Origin of the sequence: Acidithiobacillus ferrivorans, from assembly GCF_016250455.1 — a bacterium.
Lineage (GTDB): Bacteria > Pseudomonadota > Gammaproteobacteria > Acidithiobacillales > Acidithiobacillaceae > Acidithiobacillus > Acidithiobacillus ferrivorans.
Map to the genome: position 1 here is coordinate 770534 of NZ_CP059488.1, position 18184 is coordinate 788717.

Consider the following 18184-nt stretch of genomic DNA (forward strand, 5'->3'; position numbering starts at 1 on the left):
TCTCGTAATCCCCTCGTGTCATCGTCGGACAGGACCAATCCATGGTATCTCCTGATCATGGTAAGTCTTCCTCCGTCTGAGGTGAAGACCTGCGGTGCCTGGATGGGCGGTGGTTCAGAGGAAGCTGGCGGCATTGCTGTCGTAACTTCAGCATCTTTTGCTTACAGTGCGTTACTGATCCGGTGAAAGATCTGCGCTATCCAGCCCGCCTTCTCCACAGAAGTCTGGGTGACAACTGGCACGGACTTCAGCTGCTTGCCATCCAGCAGGAGGACGAGTCGCCCGATGACTGCACCTTTCTTTAACGGAGCCTGGAGATTGGGTGTGATTTCTACCACGCGCTGTAGCTCGGAAAAATGTCCTTTCGGAACCGTAAGGTTCACGGCTTGTTCGACCCCTACGGGGATATGCATGGGCGATAAATCGCTGCGGGTGATCTCGCGGACTTTTTCCCCGGCCGTATAAACCGGATGGTCGATGAAAAATCGGTATCCGTAATCGAGCAGGGCTTCGACGGCATTGGTGCTGCCAGCCCAGTTCGGCCCGCCGAGAACAACGGCGATAAGACGGCGACCCTGCCGCATGGCGGTAGCATCAATACAATAACCGGAGGCGTCGGTCAGGCCGGTTTTCAGCCCGTCCACCGTAGGGTCACGGAAAAGTACGGGGTTCCAGCTCCGCTGAGTAATACCATTATAGGTATAAGACTTTTCTTTGGTAATCTGGATCACCTGCGGGAACTGCTGAATGAGTGCGTGCGACAGCTTGGCGACATCCAGCGCGGTGGTATAGAGGTTGCTGTCTGGCAGACCATCGACATTGCTGTAATGGGTGTTGTGCAGATTGAGGCGCAAGGCCATGTCGTTCATCAGGGTGACAAAGCCTGACTGGCTGCCAGCCACCGCTTCCGCAAGCGCCACCGCCGCGTCATTCCCTGAATCAATCAGCAGTCCATGCAGTAATTGATCGGCATTCGCTGGTGCATTGGGTTGGACAAACATACTGGAGCCCCCCGTCCTCCAGGCTGTGTTGGAGATCTGGATGCTTTCCTGAGCAGTGAGGGTGCCGTCCTGAATAGCCTGATAAGTTAGATAAGCCGTCATAAGTTTGGTGAGGCTGGCCGGCGCCCGCCGCAAGTTTTCACTTTTGGCCGCGATAATCTGCCCAGTATCGTAGTCCATCAGCACATAGCTGACGATGGCAGGCAAAGCCGGTGCTGGCGGTGTGGGCAGCATGGGGGTTGGGGTCGCAGCAAACGCCCAAGGAGCGAGACACCAGCCGACGAACAACAAGAGCATTCGGGTGATCAGGGAAGTACGGACAATCATGAGGGGCCTCAGTAGTGAGCGCTGATTGAAATTTGGAATGGTTTTGGGTATCCCCGGAATTATAGCGATGCCCCGGCAGAAAGCCATGCCGGGGTACGGCAGGCAGTGCCCAAAACCAACATTTTTGGGGAGAAAGCGCATTATTCGTGCATGCGCGGATGGGCGTGGACCGACATCAGGATACCCAACCCGATCATAAAAGTCAGCATGGCTGTCCCGCCATAGCTTATCAGTGGCAGAGGCACTCCTACCACGGGTAGGATCCCGGTAGTCATGCCCATATTGATGAGAATATAAAGGAAGAAAGTCAGGCTCAGGGTGCCGGCAATGAGGCGACCGAAAGAATCCCGGCTCTCATAGGCGATTACCAGGCCGCGCAAGACAATGAGCAGGTAGGTAGAGATGAGGACAATAACCCCGACCAGACCAAACTCCTCGGCAAATCCCGCAAAAACGAAATCGGTTTGGGCTTCTGGCAGAAAATCGAGGTTGACCTGGGTGCCGTTGAACCAGCCCTTTCCCCAAAATCCACCAGAGCCTACGGCGATCATGCTCTGAATGATGTGGTATCCCGCCCCGAGGGGGTCGCGTTGAGGATCCAGGAAAATCAGGATGCGCTCTTTTTGGTAGCCGTGCAGAAAATGCCAGAGTACTGGTCCGCTGACTGCGACCAGGATGATGAGCCCGACAAACCAGCGGCGGCGTACTCCTGCCAGCCACATCATGAAGATCCCGGCAGCACCAATTTGTGCGGCTGTGCCCAGGTCTGGTTCCTTGGCGATGAGCAAAAAGGGGAGGGCAATAAGCACAAATCCCGCGACAGCAGAAAGCCAGTGGCGGACGTTTTCCTGCTGGGAATAGTAATAGGCGAGGAAGAGCGGCAGGGTGAGTTTCATAAGCTCCGAGGGCTGAAAAGTCAACGGTCCGACTCCCAGCCAGCGGCGTGCGCCAAGATCGGTTTTGCCCACCACGAGGGTGATAGTGAGCAGGATGATACCTATGGCGTACAAGGCGGGTGCCCAGGCGCGAATGCGTTCAGGTGGTGTATTGGCGACGATTACCAATACGACGATGCCGATAGTGAATCGCAATAATTGGGCAAGCACCACGCGGACACTTTCCTGGCTGCCGCTATATAGTACCGCGAGGCTGATGAGCATGAGTATCACGATGCCCGTCATGAGTGCCGGGTCCAGTTTCCGTAGTGGCCGCAGCAGGCGAATGTGCCAGTTCATGGGTTGATCTCCGGCCCTGTCGCAATATTGAGGTGGGTATCGATTGCTGCTCTGGCAAGGAGGTCGGCGATATGCGGATGATCGGCGGGCGCATAGGCAATATTGCCTGGGTGTCCTTGCCGTAACGCAATAGTGTTACGGCTGGATTGGCTGTGATGCCCTACCTGCAGCCTGAATACCTGTATAGCCAATAGGGCGGCAAGCAGAGCGATCAGTCCCGCCACGACGAGAAGCCGACGAACGCATTGTCGATATTTTTGGGTGGGCTGCAATGCGCTCATGGACGTCGCGGGCGTAATGTGTGACGCAGATAATCGAGGGCTAGCGTAAAAAGCGGCCACAGCAGAGCGCCGATCAAGGGCCCTAAGAGCAGCGAAAAGTGCCATGTGATAACCCCTGCCCAAGCTTGCCACAACCAGACCAGCAAACGATGCATGAGCAGTAATAGAAATATAAAGAACAGCTGCTCCCAGGACGACAGGCGACGGACTCTGCCAAGGCTGGTGTAGAGCAGATAAATCATAATAACCCCGGCGATGGCCTGGGCTCCCAGTACATCTCCGAGTACCATATCCTGAAACAGACCAATCAGCCAGACGATGGTGAAGCTCAGTTCAGAGCTGCTGCTGATCGCCCAATAGAGGAGCAGCAGAGCAACAAAATCAGGATGGAGTAACGCATAAAATGGGCCGCAGGGAATGGTTTCTGCAGTAAGCGCAAAGAAAAAACCGAGAATGAGCGCGATGGCGATCATGGTGTAACTGCGGGCTGTGGGAATGGACGGTCCCAGAGCATAAGCACCGTATTCAGCTGTCCCAGGCGAACAGCGGGTTGCACTGCAATCTGTGCAAAGGGTTGGTCACCATTATGGATCACTGCGGAAATCGTACCGACATTCAATCCCGGTGGGTAACGCCCGCCTAAGCCAGAGGTGACGAGTTTGTCGCCGACCTTGAGGGAGGTGTTGCGCGGTTGAAAGGGTATTGCAAGGCGATCGATATCCCCCCTGCCGTCTACCAGCAAGGGCGTGTCCGCGTCTGCGGGTTGTACGGGAATGCTGCTGTCCAGATCAGAAAGCAGAGCCACCTGACTGCTCATAGGAGAAACACGGATTACCTGGCCAGCCACTCCCCCTGCGGCAAGAACGGGTTGCCCGACAAATACTCCGGCGCGCGCGCCTATGTTGACGGTTAACAATTGGCTCCCAGGTGAGAAATTCTGCGCGATAACCTGTGCGACGGTTACTTTCCCAGGCGGCTGGGGGATACTGTCAAGTAACGCAAGAAGCTGACGGTTTTCGTTACGCAGGATATCTGCTTCTAATAGTTTGGGCTGGGCACGAATGAGCTCAGCGTGTAGTTTGATATTTTCGGATTCTAGCGCAGCACGACTTTGCAGGTAGTTGTCAACCTGCTGCCAGAAGCCGGTTTCCTGCATGTTTATCCATTGCACCGGATAAGCCATGGTCAAAGAAACACTTTTTATGTTGGGATGTTTTTCGCTGAACACTGAAACAAATACGGACAACAGAACAAGTACCGCTACGCGAAGGAGCGGCGGGTAGCGACGAGGAAAAAACAATGCAGGCATGGTAGCTCAGGAGAGGCCGTAAGCTTAATCGTCAGCAAATACCTCACCCAGCAACTCCAGCTCTTCGAGCGCCCGGCCGCTGCCCCGCGCCACGCAGGTTAGTGGATCCTCCGCAACGATGACCGGTAGTGCTGTTTCCTCCATGATCAGGCGATCGAGATCGCGGAGGAGGGCGCCACCGCCGGTCAATACCATGCCCCGTTCAGCGATGTCACCGGCGAGTTCGGGGGGGGTCTGCTCTAGTGCGAGTCTGATAGCGCCGACAATTGCTCCTAATGGCTCCTGAAGGGCTTCAAGAATTTCATTGCTGGTAATCGTAAAAGTCCGTGGAACGCCTTCAGCGAGATTGCGTCCGCGTACTTCCATGCTGCGTACTTCCTGACCGGGATAGGCACAGCCCACCCTCTTCTTGATCTCTTCGGCGGTAGTCTCGCCAATCAGCATGCCGTAATTGCGACGAATGTAGTTGACGATCCCCTCATCCATTTTGTCGCCACCGACACGCACGCTCTGGGAGTAGACCACCCCACCCAGCGCGATGACACCAACTTCGGTGGTGCCACCGCCAATATCCACCACCATAGAGCCAGTTGGTTCCGCAACGGGCATCCCGGCCCCAATGGCAGCCGCCATCGGCTCTTCAATCAGGTGTACTTCACGGGCACCCGCGCTCATCGCCGACTCACGGATAGCTCGCCGTTCTACTTGCGTTGCGCCATAGGGTACACAGACGATGATCCGCGGGCTTGGGCTCAAGAAGCGTTGATGGTGCACACGCCTGATGAAGTGCTTGAGCATGGCCTCGGTAATCTGAAAATCGGCAATCACGCCGTCTTTCAGGGGTCGGATTGCCGTAATATTGGCCGGTGTGCGGCCCAGCATACGTTTGGCTTCTTCCCCGACATACATCCGACGGCTGGTGGCCCCATGTCGCCCGGTATGGATGGCTACCACGGAGGGTTCAGACAGCACAATACCCTTGCCGCGCACGTAAATCAGGGTGTTGGCCGTGCCCAGGTCCACGGCGAGATCGGTGGAGAAAAGTCCAAGAATTCTTTTGAATATCATCAAGTTGAAAGCCTTGCTGAAAGTGGAAGAAACCGCTTCGAAGGGACAGTAAGGTCACTGCATCCGCAACAAGCCATGTGCATGGAGCAGTCTAGCATGAGCAATGGCCGAGACCAAAGCCATGAAGCCAGTGGATGGAATGGCTGCAGCATCCGTTTTGAGGGGTGTCTGAACCTGCGTGGACGCCGAGCAGGCTGGGTGTTCGGCAGAAATCAGCACGACGGGCGCAAAAAAACCGGCGCTGAGCGCCGGTGCGTTACGCCTGTTATCTACAACAGTTTATAAATCGTAGGACTTCGGGAAGGCAATGCCGTGGTTGCTTGCCATATCTTTGTTGAGCACGGGCAGATCCAGTTTGTCTACGCGCACCTGCTTTTTGGACTGTAGCCAATGGGCGAAAACTTCCCAAATGGGTTTACCCTCCACGGGCTTCATGGATGCCCAGCCGGCCACTTTGTATTTTTTAGTGGGTGACATGGATTTACCACCAACCCGCATGTTGCTGCAGCGGTGATAAATTTTTTCATCAGGATTGAAGTCGTATTGAATATTGCCGACCCGAATCATGTCTCCACCCTGTTGATAATAAGGGTTGGGGTTGAAAATATTATCAGCGACCTGTTCCATGATGCTTTTGATTTCTTCGCCTGTATAGGTGTTAACGGTTACCTGAGGATAAGTGATGGCAGTTTGTCCCATCACATCTTCCATGGTGATTATTTCGCCCGGAAGTTTACAGTAGCCCCAGCGGAATCCCGGTGAAAAAGATATCTCACAGTCCATTTCTTCACGCAATGCGTTGCAGATAAGCTGGTCAAAAGTGCCGTTAAAATTGTCACGCCGATAGAGGAGACTTTCGGTGGTCGCCAAGGGCTGCGCAAGCTTATCTTTGTAAGGTGCGCGGACCTTTTGAATGTATGCGGCCATTTCAGCATCCTCTTTGATCAGGTTAGAGAATACCGGTAGGTAGTGGAAACGCCAGCCATTCAGCTTGCCTTTACCCACATCCAGATCAAATCTGGCCAATATCTTGCCGTTGGTGCTGGTATTTATGATCAGGGTTTTATTCACCATAAATGGCTTTGGACCCATAATATCGTGGGTATGCCCCCCGAGAATGATGTCAATACCGTTCACCAGAGACGACATTCTTTTATCTACATCAGCGCCATTGTGAGAGAGCACGACGACCAGATCAACATGATGTTGTTCACGGCACTCTGTTACCATTTTTTGCATATGTTCGGTGTGGATGCCGAAGCCCCAGTCGGGCATAAAACGCTCAGGATTGGCGATGGGCGTGAACGGAAAAGCCTGGCCGATCACCGCGATTTTGCGTCCGCTTACCTCATGAATGTGGTAGGGTTTGAATACCAGTTCCTGCCAGGTATTGCTAAAGATGTTCTGTGCCAGAAAGTTTGCCTTCAGTTCGGTTTTGACCAGATGTTCCACCTGATCCTGACCGTAGGTGAACTCCCAGTGGCCGACAAAATCGTCGACGCCAAGTAAGTTCTGGGCACCGACCATATCCGCGCCTTTGGTCCAGAGGCTGGTTGCCGAACCCTGCCAGCTATCGCCACCGTCCAACATGAGCACCTTATCTCCGCGCTGCGCCCGGAACCGCTTGACCAGGCTGGCGATGTGAGCATAACCGCCAATTTTCCCATATTTGTGGGCCAGGGTGTCATAGTCGAGGCAAGAATAGGCATATTCGTTAGATGCCGGTGTGGCTACTCCATAATAATCCAGCATCCATTTCCCACAAAGGTGGGGTGTTTGGTTAAGCGCCGGCCCAACACCGATATTCGTATCGGGTTCCCGCCACCAGACCGGCAAAAGCTGGGCATGGGAATCGGTCATGTGTAATAAAGTCACATTACCATAGTCGGGAATTTCATAGGGATCAGCCTCAGCACCCCAAGCAGATTGCGCAGCACCGGGCGAAAAAAAGCTTGCGGCCCCTGCGATACCCATCAACTGCAAAAAATCACGTCTTCCTAAATTCATGGAATCCTCCAATAGTGCTTAAAGCCCACCGGCCGCAGCCTGCTTCATCACTGTAATAATCTGCCGATCCAATTCTTTGGCGACCTTCGCGGACTCGGCATTCTTCGGAAAGTATCTCAGGGCATAGGTGGGTAAATAGGTCATAAGTTTAAGTTGACCTCCCTGTTCATACATCACAATTTTACAGGGTGCAAAGGCGCCGAATTCTGGAGTGGTCTTGAGAATTTTAGCCCCCAACACCAGATTGCATACCTCATAGATAACATAAGGCTGGCTGTTCTTGATGCCGCGTGCTTTGAGTCCCTGCTGAACATCCAAAGAGCCTACGAGATTCATGTTCTCTGCCTCCGCACCACTCTGGATCCCCATCTTTATTTGTGCAGGGGTAACCCCCTTTTGCACATTCACGATGTAGAGGGGGGTACTGGTATTGATAGCTGGCATCCCGGACACCGGTGCCGCAATGTTTGCGGCAACTGCAGGCCCGCAAAATAACAATGCACTGCACAGGAGGGTGGCTGGTACGAAAATCGTCTTGAGTATATTCATCATTTGTATTTCCCGTTAGTTGGTTGTTTCAGGAGAGCTGTTCCAGAGGAAGGGTGTCGCTCGGTGGCTTCGATGAGGGCCGATAGCCCGGAACATTGATCCTGATGCCAGTACTTAAATGGCTCATGAAATATTCCGGATTGCAATAATCCATGCTCTCCGGAACTTGCGCTGCCGTCCCTGCTTTTTTGTCCCATCCTTCCATACGTTTTTGCAGCGTATTCTCGGCAGGTCACGTGACCCGACAGGTCGGGAAGTAAGCGCCGACTCCCGGTATCGGCAGCTCTCGAAAAGGGATGTAAGATTGGTCTGCAGCGTAGTCATAGCGGCACTGCCGTTTGATATTGGCTAGAGATTTCCGGACGGCACGCATAAAATCAGGCTACGGTCAGTTTGGCGTCGGCGCTCCAAACCCCACCTTTGTTGTCTTTCCAGACCATCTTCAGGGTGCCGCTGTCTTCCGCGCGTAATTTAAAGGCCAGATAGGGATTGGTGCTCACTGCGGTGCTCCAATCGATATTCAGGAGTGGCTTGTCATTGAACGTAATGTTTACTGTCTGGATGATATGAGCGGGAATAATCTTGCCCGCCTTATCCTTCATCAGGCCGGTGCTCATAGGGTGCATGATCAACGAGCGCACTTCGATAATCTCACCTTTTTTTGCGCTGCTTTCCATGCGAATCATGGGGTTGCCGATATTTTCTGACATGAATGATATCCTCTGTAAAATTGGAGTTTTCTGGAATTAACCGCCGCAACCACCGATAGTAACTTTGACTTCACGCGGTGCTGAGGCCATGAATTCACCTTTGTTGGTTTTCGCTACCACGCGGACGTTATCCGTCTTGGCCATCTTGATGCGTTCCTGAATATAAGCCTGTCCGCAAGCCGGAGTGAAGGTGAACTGGCTGGTAAGGGGGGTCGGGTTGTGATCCACGAACAAGTAAACCGTGGCGATATAGTCATCGGCGGTCATCGGCGAATCAATTTCGATGGTGACTGGCACTGCACCACCGTTTTCAGCGATGGACGGTGCAGTCAGTTTAACTTTTGGTGAAACAGCCACTTGTGTTTTGCCAATGGCATTGCTCATAGCATCTTTAAGAACCTTGGCATCAAAGGCCTTGGCGGGCCAGCCGGGTACATTATCTGCAAAGGCCAGTTGGGGCTTTATCAGGCCGATTCCCGCTGCGGCGGCGACCGCCCCAGTGGCTAAAGTAGTACCCAAAAACTGGCGTCTATGTATCGTGTTATTCATCACAAAAAGTCTCCTTAAGTTTGCTCTCTGGTTTAATTCAAAGACCACATTTTTGCCAAATCCCGGTACCATGCGTAAGGGAACAGATTTTCAGAATCACCGAGAAAATAGACCAACTTTTCTTTGCTCCGAAACCTCTGTTGAAAGCTGATACCCTTTATGGGCCATGCCGCGCCTACCTTCCCCGCCATGCTTCCGCCGGGGTGCGCATGACAGGCCAAGCAAGTCCCGTTTGCACGATCAGCGGCGATAGTGCGCCAGTTTCAATATTATGGATCGTGGAATCAGCGACAGTGGCGTACGCGATCACCGCGAAAGGCAGAGCGGATGAAAAGCTAGCCAGTAACATCAGGTTGACAAGTCGACTCAAGCTGCGCTGCATTGAAATGTTCCTCTGACGCTGAAAATTCCACGGGTGCGGCAAGGATATCTAGCAGCTTTCATGCCAAAGAAAACTTGCACGCTTGTTGCCGGGCGGCGATTGATATTGTCGTCGATGATGTGGGGGGATGCGCCGACGCAGAGCTTTGAACATCAGATAAAATCAGCCTGTTTTAATTCAAGTTATGTAAAGAGGCGTGGTATGTCGGGCGGGATTGCTGTTGTCTGGGATCGGTGGTGCCGATCCCAGGAGTGTCGTGCGGTGCATTCTGGGTGGCTTCTGCTGCGCCAAAAGGGCCAGTTTGTTATAGCGTGTCCCGTTTATTTCTTCCATCAGGTGTCGATGGTGTCGTCTTCACCATCCTGATCACCCAGGAGTCCGATGTTCTTCATTTTGGTGCGCAGTTGTTTGCGACTGATTCCCAGGAGAACTGCCGCCTGGCTCTGGTTGAACCGGGTCTTTTCGAGCGCGTTGAGTACGGTTTGGCGCTCGAGCGCTGGCAGGTCGAACGGGCTGCTGGAAGTAGGGAAAGCGTTATCGCTTTGGTGTCGAGCAATTTCGGCGGGTAGATCACTCCGCTGGAGGTGGCCATGGCGATTGAGGACAACCATTCGTTCCAGAAGATTCTCGAGTTGACGGATGTTCCCTGGCCACTCATATGCCTCCAGGGCGGCCAGGGCGTCTGGAGCGATGGTGACCATGGGATCCCGGCCGATAACCGTACAAATTTGTCGCAGAAAATGGTGCACCAAAGGTGCGATATCGGCTCGTCGCTGCCGCAACGGCGGGATATGGAGCGGAATCACATTGAGGCGATAGTACAGGTCTTCACGAAAGTGGCCATCACTAACTGCCTTCGCGAGATCAACATGTGTGGCCGCGACGATGCGGGCCGCAAGGCGTTGTGGCTGATGAGTGCCGAGGCGGGTAAACTCCCGTTCCTGCAAGGCACGTAACATTTTGACCTGCATGGGCAGTGGCATGTCACCGACTTCGTCGAGGAAGAGCGTGCCACTGGCCGCCATTTCCAGCTTGCCCGCCTGAGCTCGGGTGGCGCCGGTAAAAGCACCGCGCTCATAGCCAAAAATTTCACTTTCCACCAGTTCCAGAGGAATGGCACCGCAGTTGAACGCGACAAAAGGCTGCTCGGCTCGTGGCGACGCCTGATGCAGCGCGCGCGCAACCAGCTCCTTTCCGGTACCGGATTCTCCAGTGATGAGTACGTTTGATGGTGCTGGCGCTACCAGATCAATAGTCTCCAATAACGTCTCAATGACACGACTCACGCCAATCAGGCCATATCGGCGCAGCTCCCGGTGCAGCGGCGGCAGAGATTCCCCGTGCCGAGCTAAAGTCTGGCGAATGAGGGCAATAAGCTCGCCTTCATCGACCGGCTTGGTCAGATAATGCTCGGCCCCCGCCTTGATGGCTTCCACGGCCTGTTCAATCTCTCCGTAGGCCGTGGAGATAATGACTGGGATCTCTGGGTGCGTTTCCTTAATCCGGCGCAACAGCTCTGTTCCTGAGAGTCCGGGCAGTCGCTGATCGGTCAGAACCAGGGCGGGATGCTTGGTCTGTATCATGTCCAGAGCTTCTTCGGCATTTTCCGCCGCGATGGTCGGGTAGCCTTCCGCCTCTAGGACAGCGACAAGTACACGGCGCAGATTTTTTTCGTCTTCTACAATCAATACAGGATTTGTCATGGACTACTCGCTGCTGAATTTCGAATGGCTCTAACTTAACCTATTTTTGACCTGAGCGGGGAGGCGCAGCGGCAAATGCAGGACAAAATCTGCACCGCTTGCTGTGGCACGTAGTTCTACCCCGCCATCATGCACCATCATGATTTTGGTAACTACAGCCAGCCCGAGTCCGCTGCCTTTGGTTTTGGTGGTGACGTAAGGCTTGAAAATGGTGCTGCGTTTTTCATCGGGTATGCCAGGACCGTTATCGCGGACACCAATATTGAGTTGGTAGTATGGCAGCGACTCTGCGTAAAGGAAGATATGACCACCTGTTGGTGGCAGGGCATCTATGGCATTGAGGAGCAGGTTGCTGAGTGCCTGCCCGATCAGCGATGGGTCCAGCACTGCGTGTAGCGACGGAGGGCAATCCACAGAAATGGTGATGGCCTTAGCCTCCAGATCGATGGTGTGGCGCTGTACGCTATGTTTCAGCAAACTGCGGATCTCTATATCCACGGGCATAGCGGCATAGGGCCTGCCAAAATCGAGAAAGCCCTGAGTCATGTCGTAGAGGCGTTGTACTTCCTCTTCAATGATGCAAATAAAATCCCCTTGATTTTCCTCGTTCCCATGGCGTACCAGATAGCGTGCGGCGCCGCGCAGAGATGACAAGGCATTGCGAATTTCATGCGCCACTTGCGCCGACATCTCACCGATAGTGGCCATACATTGCATGGCTTGCTGGCGTTGATGTAACTGCCGAAGTTCCGTTAGGTGCTCTTTGAGACGTTGCTCTGTCAGGCGGAAAGCACGTTCCAGACGATGCAATTCATCCCCGGACAGGGGTTGTTGTTGGCACGGTGTTGTCGGACGTTCCTCAAGGCCTAGTCGTGCTCCCATGTTCTCAATCTCGCCAAGGAGCCGCAGTACTGGACGCGTCATTGCCAAACTCACCAGGTAAGCACCCAGCAAACCCAGTAAAGCTGTAATCAAGCCAAGTATCAGCAAACGGCTGGTCGTGCGATTCAATCGCTGGTTGACCAGTTCAGCAATTTGCTGACGGTCGCTATTCACCCAGACAGCCCCGAGGCGATGCCCGCCCGCCAGAATAGGGGCTATAAACTGATCGGTCTGATGGTTCGCCATATCGGGCAGTGGCAGCCGGAGGACTTGCCCCAATTGCGAAATATTCTTGCTGGCGACAATAACGCCCAAGTGGTTAACCACCACGATCGAGCGCACTAAAGGATTATTGGAGTTGGCTAGCTTGCTGAGTTTGCCGCCATCCTTGAGGAGCAACGGATCGGCGGCGTCGCTAGCCAGATTCTGGGTCAGGCGCATCAGTTCAGTCTGCACCTGACTGGTAAGATCCGTGCGTACAGAGGTATACAAGAAGAGGGCAATCAAAAGATAGATGAGGGCCACCAGCAAGAGCACAAAAGCCATGCTCTTGGCACGCCAGGTCATATTCTGCCAAGACCGAAAAATGGGATGCACCACCACGATATAGGACCGGGTCAAATTGCGCACGAAGCGCGCCAAGAAGGTGGGTAATGTGCTTACCTCATGCGGGTCCGGAGACGCGCTGCCGCGCACCGATACCTGGTCGTCCTTGAAAGAACTGCTCATGGCCTGGGCGAACTAAAGTTCTGAAAGCCCGTGCCCTTCATGGCCTCCGCGGGTAGCGCCAGGACCTTCTTTTCCACACGATCACGCAACTCCGCCGACAACTGCCGATTGGCAGCCAGTGTCCAGGCCGGTGCATCTCCCGCATTCTGTATAATAGACCAGGTTCCAGGTAACTCCTTTTCCAGAGCAGTGATGGTTGCTACCCGAACAACGCCCAATTGCGCCTTGCCGTCGGCTAAATGGGTGAATACGGCGCGCTCTGATCCGACGGCCAACCAAACGATAGTGCGCCCGTTTGCGAGTTTATGCAGTTTTTTCGTCATAATAGACTTCCCACTGCAATAGGGACTGGCGTAGGCGACCGACAGCGGGTCGGATAATCTAAGTTTGGTCCCCTGCGGGGCATCGCGCGCGATGATGGCTAGCCCCTGTTCGTGTTTGTACGGCACAGATTCTGCGAGCGGAATCATCCATTTTTTTTCCGCAGGTACCATTTTGGGCGTCAGCAAGGCGAAGTCAAAACGGCCCTTGCGTCCATCTGCGACATATGCGTTCTCATTACGGGGGATGACGATCCGGACAGGGCGCTGGGTGATTTGAGATAAGGTCGCTTGCAGTGGCGCAAAAATACGATAGGCGGAGAGGGGGGTGAACGTGGGCGGGATACCGAGTGTCAATGCTTCCTGCCGAATCTTGGGATTCAAGGCGACACCATGTATGTCCTTATAGAGCGTACGCAGTACATTGTAGTCTTCATCGCTGATGGGCTGAAAGCCCGCAGCCAGCCCACCCAAAGCATGGAGGGCGGCTGGATCGGTCCGATCAGCCTGTAAAAAAGCGGCGGTCAGGCGCGATCGTACTGCCGCCGGAACCTCGGATGAGGCTGCTAGCAGGTCGCCTGGCCCTACATCAGCGCGGGCGATAATGCGCAAACTGCCTGAACGCAAGTAGGGCGCCGCCACGTTTTCTGCTACGGCCGTTGCATCATAGAAACGTGCGGCCACGTCCATCAGAGCGCTTTGGTCAGAGCCGCTCTGGCGAAAGGTGCTGAAGCTTTTGCGCGTGAGTCCCACTTCGTGGAACAGCGACAGGGGAATCAGCGATGAAGCCGCACAGGCCGGATCGCCCATCACGAAGCTCTGGTTGCGGAGCTGGAGTATCCTATGAATGTGGCTATCCTTGCGTACGACAATCACACTATGATTCCCGCCAGGAGTGGGGGTCACCGCAACCAGTGGTCGGTAGGCTTCGGTATGCGCGGTGCGAATATAGGAAATCGGGCAGAACAGGACAATCTGTGCCGTCGGTTTCTCGGCCTCATTATAAAAGTTTTCCAGGTTGGCACTGAAGCTGAGGACGACCTTCTGGCCTACTGCCTGGCTCAGATACTTGGCGAGCGGCGTGAACGCGGCATACATCACCGCCGGGCTGCTGACCGGCGGCAGCAAAAAGCGCAGATCGGCTTGCGCAGAGATGCTGAAAAAACAGAGAATCATCCACAGCCAGAGGCGTTTTGGAAAGGTCATGTCCGCTTCCTGAGTTGCGTATGTCCATAGCATTAAGCAAAAGGAGTGCCAGATTTATGTCAAGTCTCGATAGTCTCAATCATTTTAATGTGCTTGGGGAAGCGCACATGGTCGACGTTGGTGAAAAAACGGTGACCATTCGGGCGGCACTGGCGGCGGGCGAAATCGTCATGGCGGTAGCGACGCTGGAGTGCATAGAATCTGGACGGATCGGGAAGGGCGATGTCCTGGGGGTGGCACGCATCGCAGCTATTCAAGCCACCAAAAAAACGTGGGAACTGATCCCTTTGGCACACCCCCTGCTCCTCACGGGCGTCGAAGTCGAATTGACGCCTGCGTATGATCCGGCGCGGATTGTTTGCCGTAGCGAAGTGCGTTGCGCCGGCCAGACGGGTGTCGAGATGGAAGCGCTCACGGCGGTTTCCGTGGGTTTGCTTACTATTTACGACATGTGCAAGGCCATAGATCGCGAGATGCTGCTGCAAAATATCCGCCTCTTGCGGAAAGACGGCGGCAAGACGGGCCTCTGGGAGAGAGATCAGACGTCATATCCGCCTTCCGCCTGATACCTACTTACCGCAGTTTGGTGAAGAACTGTAGCGCACCATCACATCCCGATCTTTCCAGTTCGCCTCCTTCAGGATCTCATCAGGGATCATGTAGCGATCTTGCGGCGCCACGTCCTGAAACTTCACCACGCGCAGCACGTCGCTGAAGGCAAGTTTGCGTAACAAGCCGTCTTTGTCCGTGGCGCGGACGATCATGGCGTCCTTGAGGAGAGCATAGACGTAGAAATTGCCGGGGCGCAGCTTGCCTTCTCTATCCTTCCAGGAAACGGTAATGCGCGAATGTTCTTTGAACTCATTGCGATTCATGCGTGACTCTCCTCGGATTAAGTACCCTTAAGCTACTCACCGCGCCGGGTACAAAGCAAATAAGAGCTACTTATTACAAAATCAAAAACGCTGACTTGCTTTATCAGGTCTGCTCCGCCAACATTCCGGGGATAACAAGGATGTCTCTAATTTGGTGCATGCAGACGCGAGGTACAAGATGGCTAGCGCCACAGAATTTGAAGACCACAGCAAGCAGGAAATTAAATACACGACTTGCTACATGTGTGCTTGCCGTTGTGGCATCAAGGTCACGGTAGAGGATAACAAGGTGCGATTTATTCAGGGCAATCGCAACCACCCGATCAATCAGGGCGTTCTCTGTGCAAAGGGTTCCGCCGGGATCATGAAGCAGTATTCCCCCGGGAAGCTGCGTAATCCGCTGCGGCGTAAGCCGGGTACCGAGCGTGGTGCCGGTGAGTTTGAAGAAATCTCCTGGGATGAGGCTATCGATTCCCTGACTCAGCGGCTCGCCCACATTCGTGCCACGGACCCCAACAAACTCGCCTTTTTTACTGGCCGAGACCAGATGCAGGCACTTACCGGCCTTTGGGCGCAGCAGTTCGGTACGCTCAACTGGTCTGCTCATGGTGGCTTCTGTTCGGTGAATATGGCCACTGCGGGCCTGTATATGTTGGGGCATGCCTTCTGGGAGTTTGGCGACCCAGACTGGGAGCGCACCAAGTATTTCATGCTTTGGGGTGTTGCTGAAGACCATTCTTCCAACCCCTTGAAGATCGGACTAGAGAAACTCAAGCGTCACGGCGGTAAATTTGTCGGCATCAATCCGGCGCGCACCGGCTATCAGGCTATTGCGGACGAATGGGTGCCAATCAAGCCGGGCACTGACGGACTGCTGGCACTCTCCATGGTGCATGTACTTTTGCAGAACGAACAGTTCGACTGGGATTTTCTCCTGCGCTACACAAATGCACCCTTCCTCGTGGTCAACACCCCCGGCAAAAAGGGTGATGGCCTGATTCTGCGGGATGCCGAAGGGCATCCCATGATTTGGGACCTCAAAAAAGAGGCCTTCGCCAACGGGATGGAAGCCGGTTCCACTGGCGCCCTCTTTGGCGCGTATAGCGCGCCAGACGGGAGGCCCGTGCGCACCGTTATGTCCGTGCTCACTGAGCGTTATCTGGACGATCAGTTCTCGCCCAAAAATGCCAGCAAGATTACCGGGATTCCTGCCGAGACCATTGAGCGTCTGGCCTTGGAAATGGCCCATGTGGCCTTCAAGGAGAGTATTGAAATCGAAGTGGAGTGGACCGACTGGGCGGGTCGCAAACACGACAAATTCATCGGGCGTCCGGTGTCCATGCATGCCATGCGCGGTATCTCTGCCCACTCCAACGGTATGCAGTCGGCCCGCGCCATCCATCTGCTCCAGGTTTTGCTGGGCACCATCGACTGTCCCGGTGGCTTCCGTTCCAAAGCGCCCTACCCCAAGCCGGTACCGCCACCCAATAAGCCCGCGCAACACAGCGCACCGAATACGCCGCTCAAGTCCCTGCCGCTGGGTTTTCCCACGGCACCGGAGGATTTGGTCATTGATGAAAATGGTCAACCCAAACGCATCGATAAGGCGTATTCGTGGGAGGCACCGATCGCCAACCATGGCCTGATGCACATGGTAATCACCAACGCGGTCAACAAAGATCCCTATGCTATCGACACGTTGATTTTCTTCATGGCCAACATGAGTTGGAACTCCACCATGAACACGGCTAACGTGCAGGAGATGCTTAAATCTAAGGACGACGATGGCGAATACAAAATCCCCTTCCTTGTGGTCGTGGATGCCTTCCATTCCGAAATGGTCAATTTCGGCGATCTGATTCTGCCTGATACCACCTATCTGGAGCGCTACGACGCGATTTCTCTGCTTGATCGCCCCATTTCGGAACCGGACGCCATTTGTGACTCCATTCGTCATCCCATTCTCCAGCCCGACCGCAATGTGCGGCCCTGGCAGGAAGTGATGGTGGATATCGCCGGTCGTCTCAAGTTTCCGGCATTCACCAAAGAGAATGGAGAGCCCCGGTTTACGAGTTATAAAGACTTCATCATTAACTATGAGCGGGCGCCGGGTATTGGCTTCCTGGCGGGTTGGCGTGGCGCGGATGGTAATAGCCATTTGCGTGGCGAGCCAAACCCCAACCAGTGGGATCGGTATATCGAAAATCAAGGGTTCTTCAAGTATCACCTGCCGGAATCCATGGCTTTTTACCGCTTTGCCAACAAGGATTATCTGGAGCTGGCGCAGCGTGTTGGCTTCAATCCGACGGCTGATCCTATTGTCATCGAATTGTATTCTGAGACCTTCCAGCGCTTCCGTTTGGCGGGACAAGGACTTTACGATGGGCCGCAGCCCAAAGATCCGGTGGATCGCGAACGTCTGGCAACCTACTTTGATCCGCTGCCCGATTTCTATGAGCCTTTAGAGCAGCAGCGCATCGATAAGAAGGAATATCCTTTCTACGCCGTCAACCAGCGACCGATGATGATGTACCACTCCTGGGACAGCCAGAATGCCTGGCTGCGTCAGATCATCGCCCAGAACTATCTCTATATGAACCGTCAGCGCGGCCTGCAGATGGGGATTGAGGATAAAAGCTGGGTTTGGGTAGAGAGTCACAACGGTAAAATTCGTGTGCAGGTCAAGCTCATCGAAGGCTGCCAGGCAGATACGGTGTGGACCTGGAATGCCATTGGCAAGCAATCAGGTGCCTGGGGATTGAAACCCGAGGCTGCCGAAGCGACTCGTGGTTTCCTGATGAACCATCTCATCTCCGAACTGCTGCCAGCCAAGCAGGGTGAACGACGCCTGACGAATTCCGATCCGATCACCGGACAGGCTGCTTGGTATGACCTGATGGTCAAGATCTATCCGGCAGCACCGGGAGAAGAGGGCACTTGGCCAGTATTCCCAACCATAAAGCCTCTACCTGGAGACACCCCTACCCCTGATGTGCTGCGTTATCACACCCACAGGCCCGTCAACCTGAAATCCTGAGGCGCCAAGGAGAA

At 54.3% G+C, this 18184-nt stretch carries 16 protein-coding genes; 2 read left to right on the forward strand and 14 right to left on the reverse strand.

The annotated features are described in order from the left end of the window. Positions 1-161: 161 nt before the first annotated feature. The 13 genes from H2515_RS03940 to H2515_RS04005 form a co-directional block, all read right to left on the reverse strand. Complete coding sequence (locus tag H2515_RS03940; protein ID WP_198660946.1) at positions 162-1328, reverse strand: D-alanyl-D-alanine carboxypeptidase family protein; 1167 nt, start codon at positions 1326-1328, stop codon at positions 162-164. A 140-nt stretch (positions 1329-1468) separates the two neighbouring features. Further along, positions 1469-2563, reverse strand: coding sequence for a rod shape-determining protein RodA (gene rodA / locus H2515_RS03945; protein ID WP_198660947.1), 1095 nt, complete (start codon positions 2561-2563; stop codon positions 1469-1471). Further along, a complete protein-coding gene (locus H2515_RS03950) occupies positions 2560-2844 on the reverse strand; it encodes a hypothetical protein (protein ID WP_198660948.1) in 285 nt (94 codons plus the stop codon). The genes rodA and H2515_RS03950 overlap by 4 nt, the downstream gene beginning before the upstream one ends. Beyond that, entirely contained in the window at positions 2841-3317 is a 477-nt protein-coding gene (gene mreD / locus H2515_RS03955) for a rod shape-determining protein MreD (protein WP_035192273.1), read from the reverse strand. Before mreD ends, H2515_RS03950 begins: the two co-directional genes overlap by 4 nt. Beyond that, a complete protein-coding gene (gene mreC, locus H2515_RS03960) occupies positions 3314-4153 on the reverse strand; it encodes a rod shape-determining protein MreC (RefSeq protein ID WP_065413143.1) in 840 nt (279 codons plus the stop codon). The genes mreD and mreC overlap by 4 nt, the downstream gene beginning before the upstream one ends. Before the next feature lie 24 nt (positions 4154-4177). Beyond that, positions 4178-5221: a rod shape-determining protein gene (locus H2515_RS03965; RefSeq protein ID WP_035192271.1), complete on the reverse strand. Its 1044-nt coding sequence runs from the start codon at positions 5219-5221 to the stop codon at positions 4178-4180. 279 nt (positions 5222-5500) lie between these two features. Further along, entirely contained in the window at positions 5501-7228 is a 1728-nt protein-coding gene (gene soxB, locus H2515_RS03970) for a thiosulfohydrolase SoxB (RefSeq protein WP_198660949.1), read from the reverse strand. 18 nt (positions 7229-7246) lie between these two features. After that, positions 7247-7780 (reverse strand): DUF302 domain-containing protein, encoded by a 534-nt coding sequence (locus H2515_RS03975; protein ID WP_232821539.1) that lies wholly within the window; start codon positions 7778-7780, stop codon positions 7247-7249. Between the two features lie 374 nt (positions 7781-8154). Beyond that, positions 8155-8487, reverse strand: coding sequence for a thiosulfate oxidation carrier complex protein SoxZ (gene soxZ, locus H2515_RS03985; RefSeq protein WP_035192269.1), 333 nt, complete (start codon positions 8485-8487; stop codon positions 8155-8157). A 36-nt stretch (positions 8488-8523) separates the two neighbouring features. Further along, positions 8524-9036: a thiosulfate oxidation carrier protein SoxY gene (gene soxY, locus H2515_RS03990; protein WP_014029833.1), complete on the reverse strand. Its 513-nt coding sequence runs from the start codon at positions 9034-9036 to the stop codon at positions 8524-8526. Between the two features lie 714 nt (positions 9037-9750). After that, positions 9751-11121, reverse strand: a complete 1371-nt coding sequence (locus tag H2515_RS03995; RefSeq protein WP_035192267.1) for a sigma-54-dependent transcriptional regulator — start codon at positions 11119-11121, stop codon at positions 9751-9753. A 30-nt stretch (positions 11122-11151) separates the two neighbouring features. After that, entirely contained in the window at positions 11152-12732 is a 1581-nt protein-coding gene (locus H2515_RS04000; RefSeq protein ID WP_172804426.1) for a sensor histidine kinase, read from the reverse strand. After that, positions 12729-14258, reverse strand: coding sequence for a PhnD/SsuA/transferrin family substrate-binding protein (locus H2515_RS04005; RefSeq protein ID WP_198660951.1), 1530 nt, complete (start codon positions 14256-14258; stop codon positions 12729-12731). The genes H2515_RS04000 and H2515_RS04005 overlap by 4 nt, the downstream gene beginning before the upstream one ends. A 56-nt stretch (positions 14259-14314) precedes the next feature. Between H2515_RS04005 and moaC the strand changes: the two genes are divergently transcribed. Beyond that, positions 14315-14824, forward strand: coding sequence for a cyclic pyranopterin monophosphate synthase MoaC (gene moaC, locus H2515_RS04010; RefSeq protein ID WP_198660952.1), 510 nt, complete (start codon positions 14315-14317; stop codon positions 14822-14824). A gap of 3 nt (positions 14825-14827) precedes the next feature. Here moaC and H2515_RS04015 read toward each other — a convergent pair whose 3' ends face one another. Further along, positions 14828-15133, reverse strand: coding sequence for a hypothetical protein (locus H2515_RS04015; protein WP_014029828.1), 306 nt, complete (start codon positions 15131-15133; stop codon positions 14828-14830). A gap of 178 nt (positions 15134-15311) precedes the next feature. On the opposite strand from H2515_RS04015, the gene H2515_RS04020 reads away from it, so the two are divergent. Next, positions 15312-18170 carry a molybdopterin oxidoreductase family protein gene (locus tag H2515_RS04020; RefSeq protein WP_198660953.1) on the forward strand — a complete coding sequence of 953 codons (2859 nt, stop codon included), beginning with the start codon at positions 15312-15314 and terminating at the stop codon, positions 18168-18170. Positions 18171-18184 lie beyond the last annotated feature (14 nt).

Excerpts from the sequence above, each read along its gene's own strand:
- H2515_RS03940 (WP_198660946.1), bottom strand. The coding sequence starts at position 1,328 with ATGATTGTCCGTACTTCCCTGATCACCCGAATGCTCTTGTTGTTCGTC.
- rodA (WP_198660947.1), bottom strand. The coding sequence starts at position 2,563 with ATGAACTGGCACATTCGCCTGCTGCGGCCACTACGGAAACTGGACCCG.
- H2515_RS03950 (WP_198660948.1), bottom strand. The coding sequence starts at position 2,844 with ATGAGCGCATTGCAGCCCACCCAAAAATATCGACAATGCGTTCGTCGG.
- mreD (WP_035192273.1), bottom strand. The coding sequence starts at position 3,317 with ATGATCGCCATCGCGCTCATTCTCGGTTTTTTCTTTGCGCTTACTGCA.
- mreC (WP_065413143.1), bottom strand. The coding sequence starts at position 4,153 with ATGCCTGCATTGTTTTTTCCTCGTCGCTACCCGCCGCTCCTTCGCGTA.
- H2515_RS03965 (WP_035192271.1), bottom strand. The coding sequence starts at position 5,221 with ATGATATTCAAAAGAATTCTTGGACTTTTCTCCACCGATCTCGCCGTG.
- soxB (WP_198660949.1), bottom strand. The coding sequence starts at position 7,228 with ATGAATTTAGGAAGACGTGATTTTTTGCAGTTGATGGGTATCGCAGGG.
- H2515_RS03975 (WP_232821539.1), bottom strand. The coding sequence starts at position 7,780 with ATGATGAATATACTCAAGACGATTTTCGTACCAGCCACCCTCCTGTGC.
- soxZ (WP_035192269.1), bottom strand. The coding sequence starts at position 8,487 with ATGTCAGAAAATATCGGCAACCCCATGATTCGCATGGAAAGCAGCGCA.
- soxY (WP_014029833.1), bottom strand. The coding sequence starts at position 9,036 with ATGAATAACACGATACATAGACGCCAGTTTTTGGGTACTACTTTAGCC.
- H2515_RS03995 (WP_035192267.1), bottom strand. The coding sequence starts at position 11,121 with ATGACAAATCCTGTATTGATTGTAGAAGACGAAAAAAATCTGCGCCGT.
- H2515_RS04000 (WP_172804426.1), bottom strand. The coding sequence starts at position 12,732 with ATGAGCAGTTCTTTCAAGGACGACCAGGTATCGGTGCGCGGCAGCGCG.
- H2515_RS04005 (WP_198660951.1), bottom strand. The coding sequence starts at position 14,258 with ATGACCTTTCCAAAACGCCTCTGGCTGTGGATGATTCTCTGTTTTTTC.
- moaC (WP_198660952.1), top strand. The coding sequence starts at position 14,315 with ATGTCAAGTCTCGATAGTCTCAATCATTTTAATGTGCTTGGGGAAGCG.
- H2515_RS04015 (WP_014029828.1), bottom strand. The coding sequence starts at position 15,133 with ATGAATCGCAATGAGTTCAAAGAACATTCGCGCATTACCGTTTCCTGG.
- H2515_RS04020 (WP_198660953.1), top strand. The coding sequence starts at position 15,312 with ATGGCTAGCGCCACAGAATTTGAAGACCACAGCAAGCAGGAAATTAAA.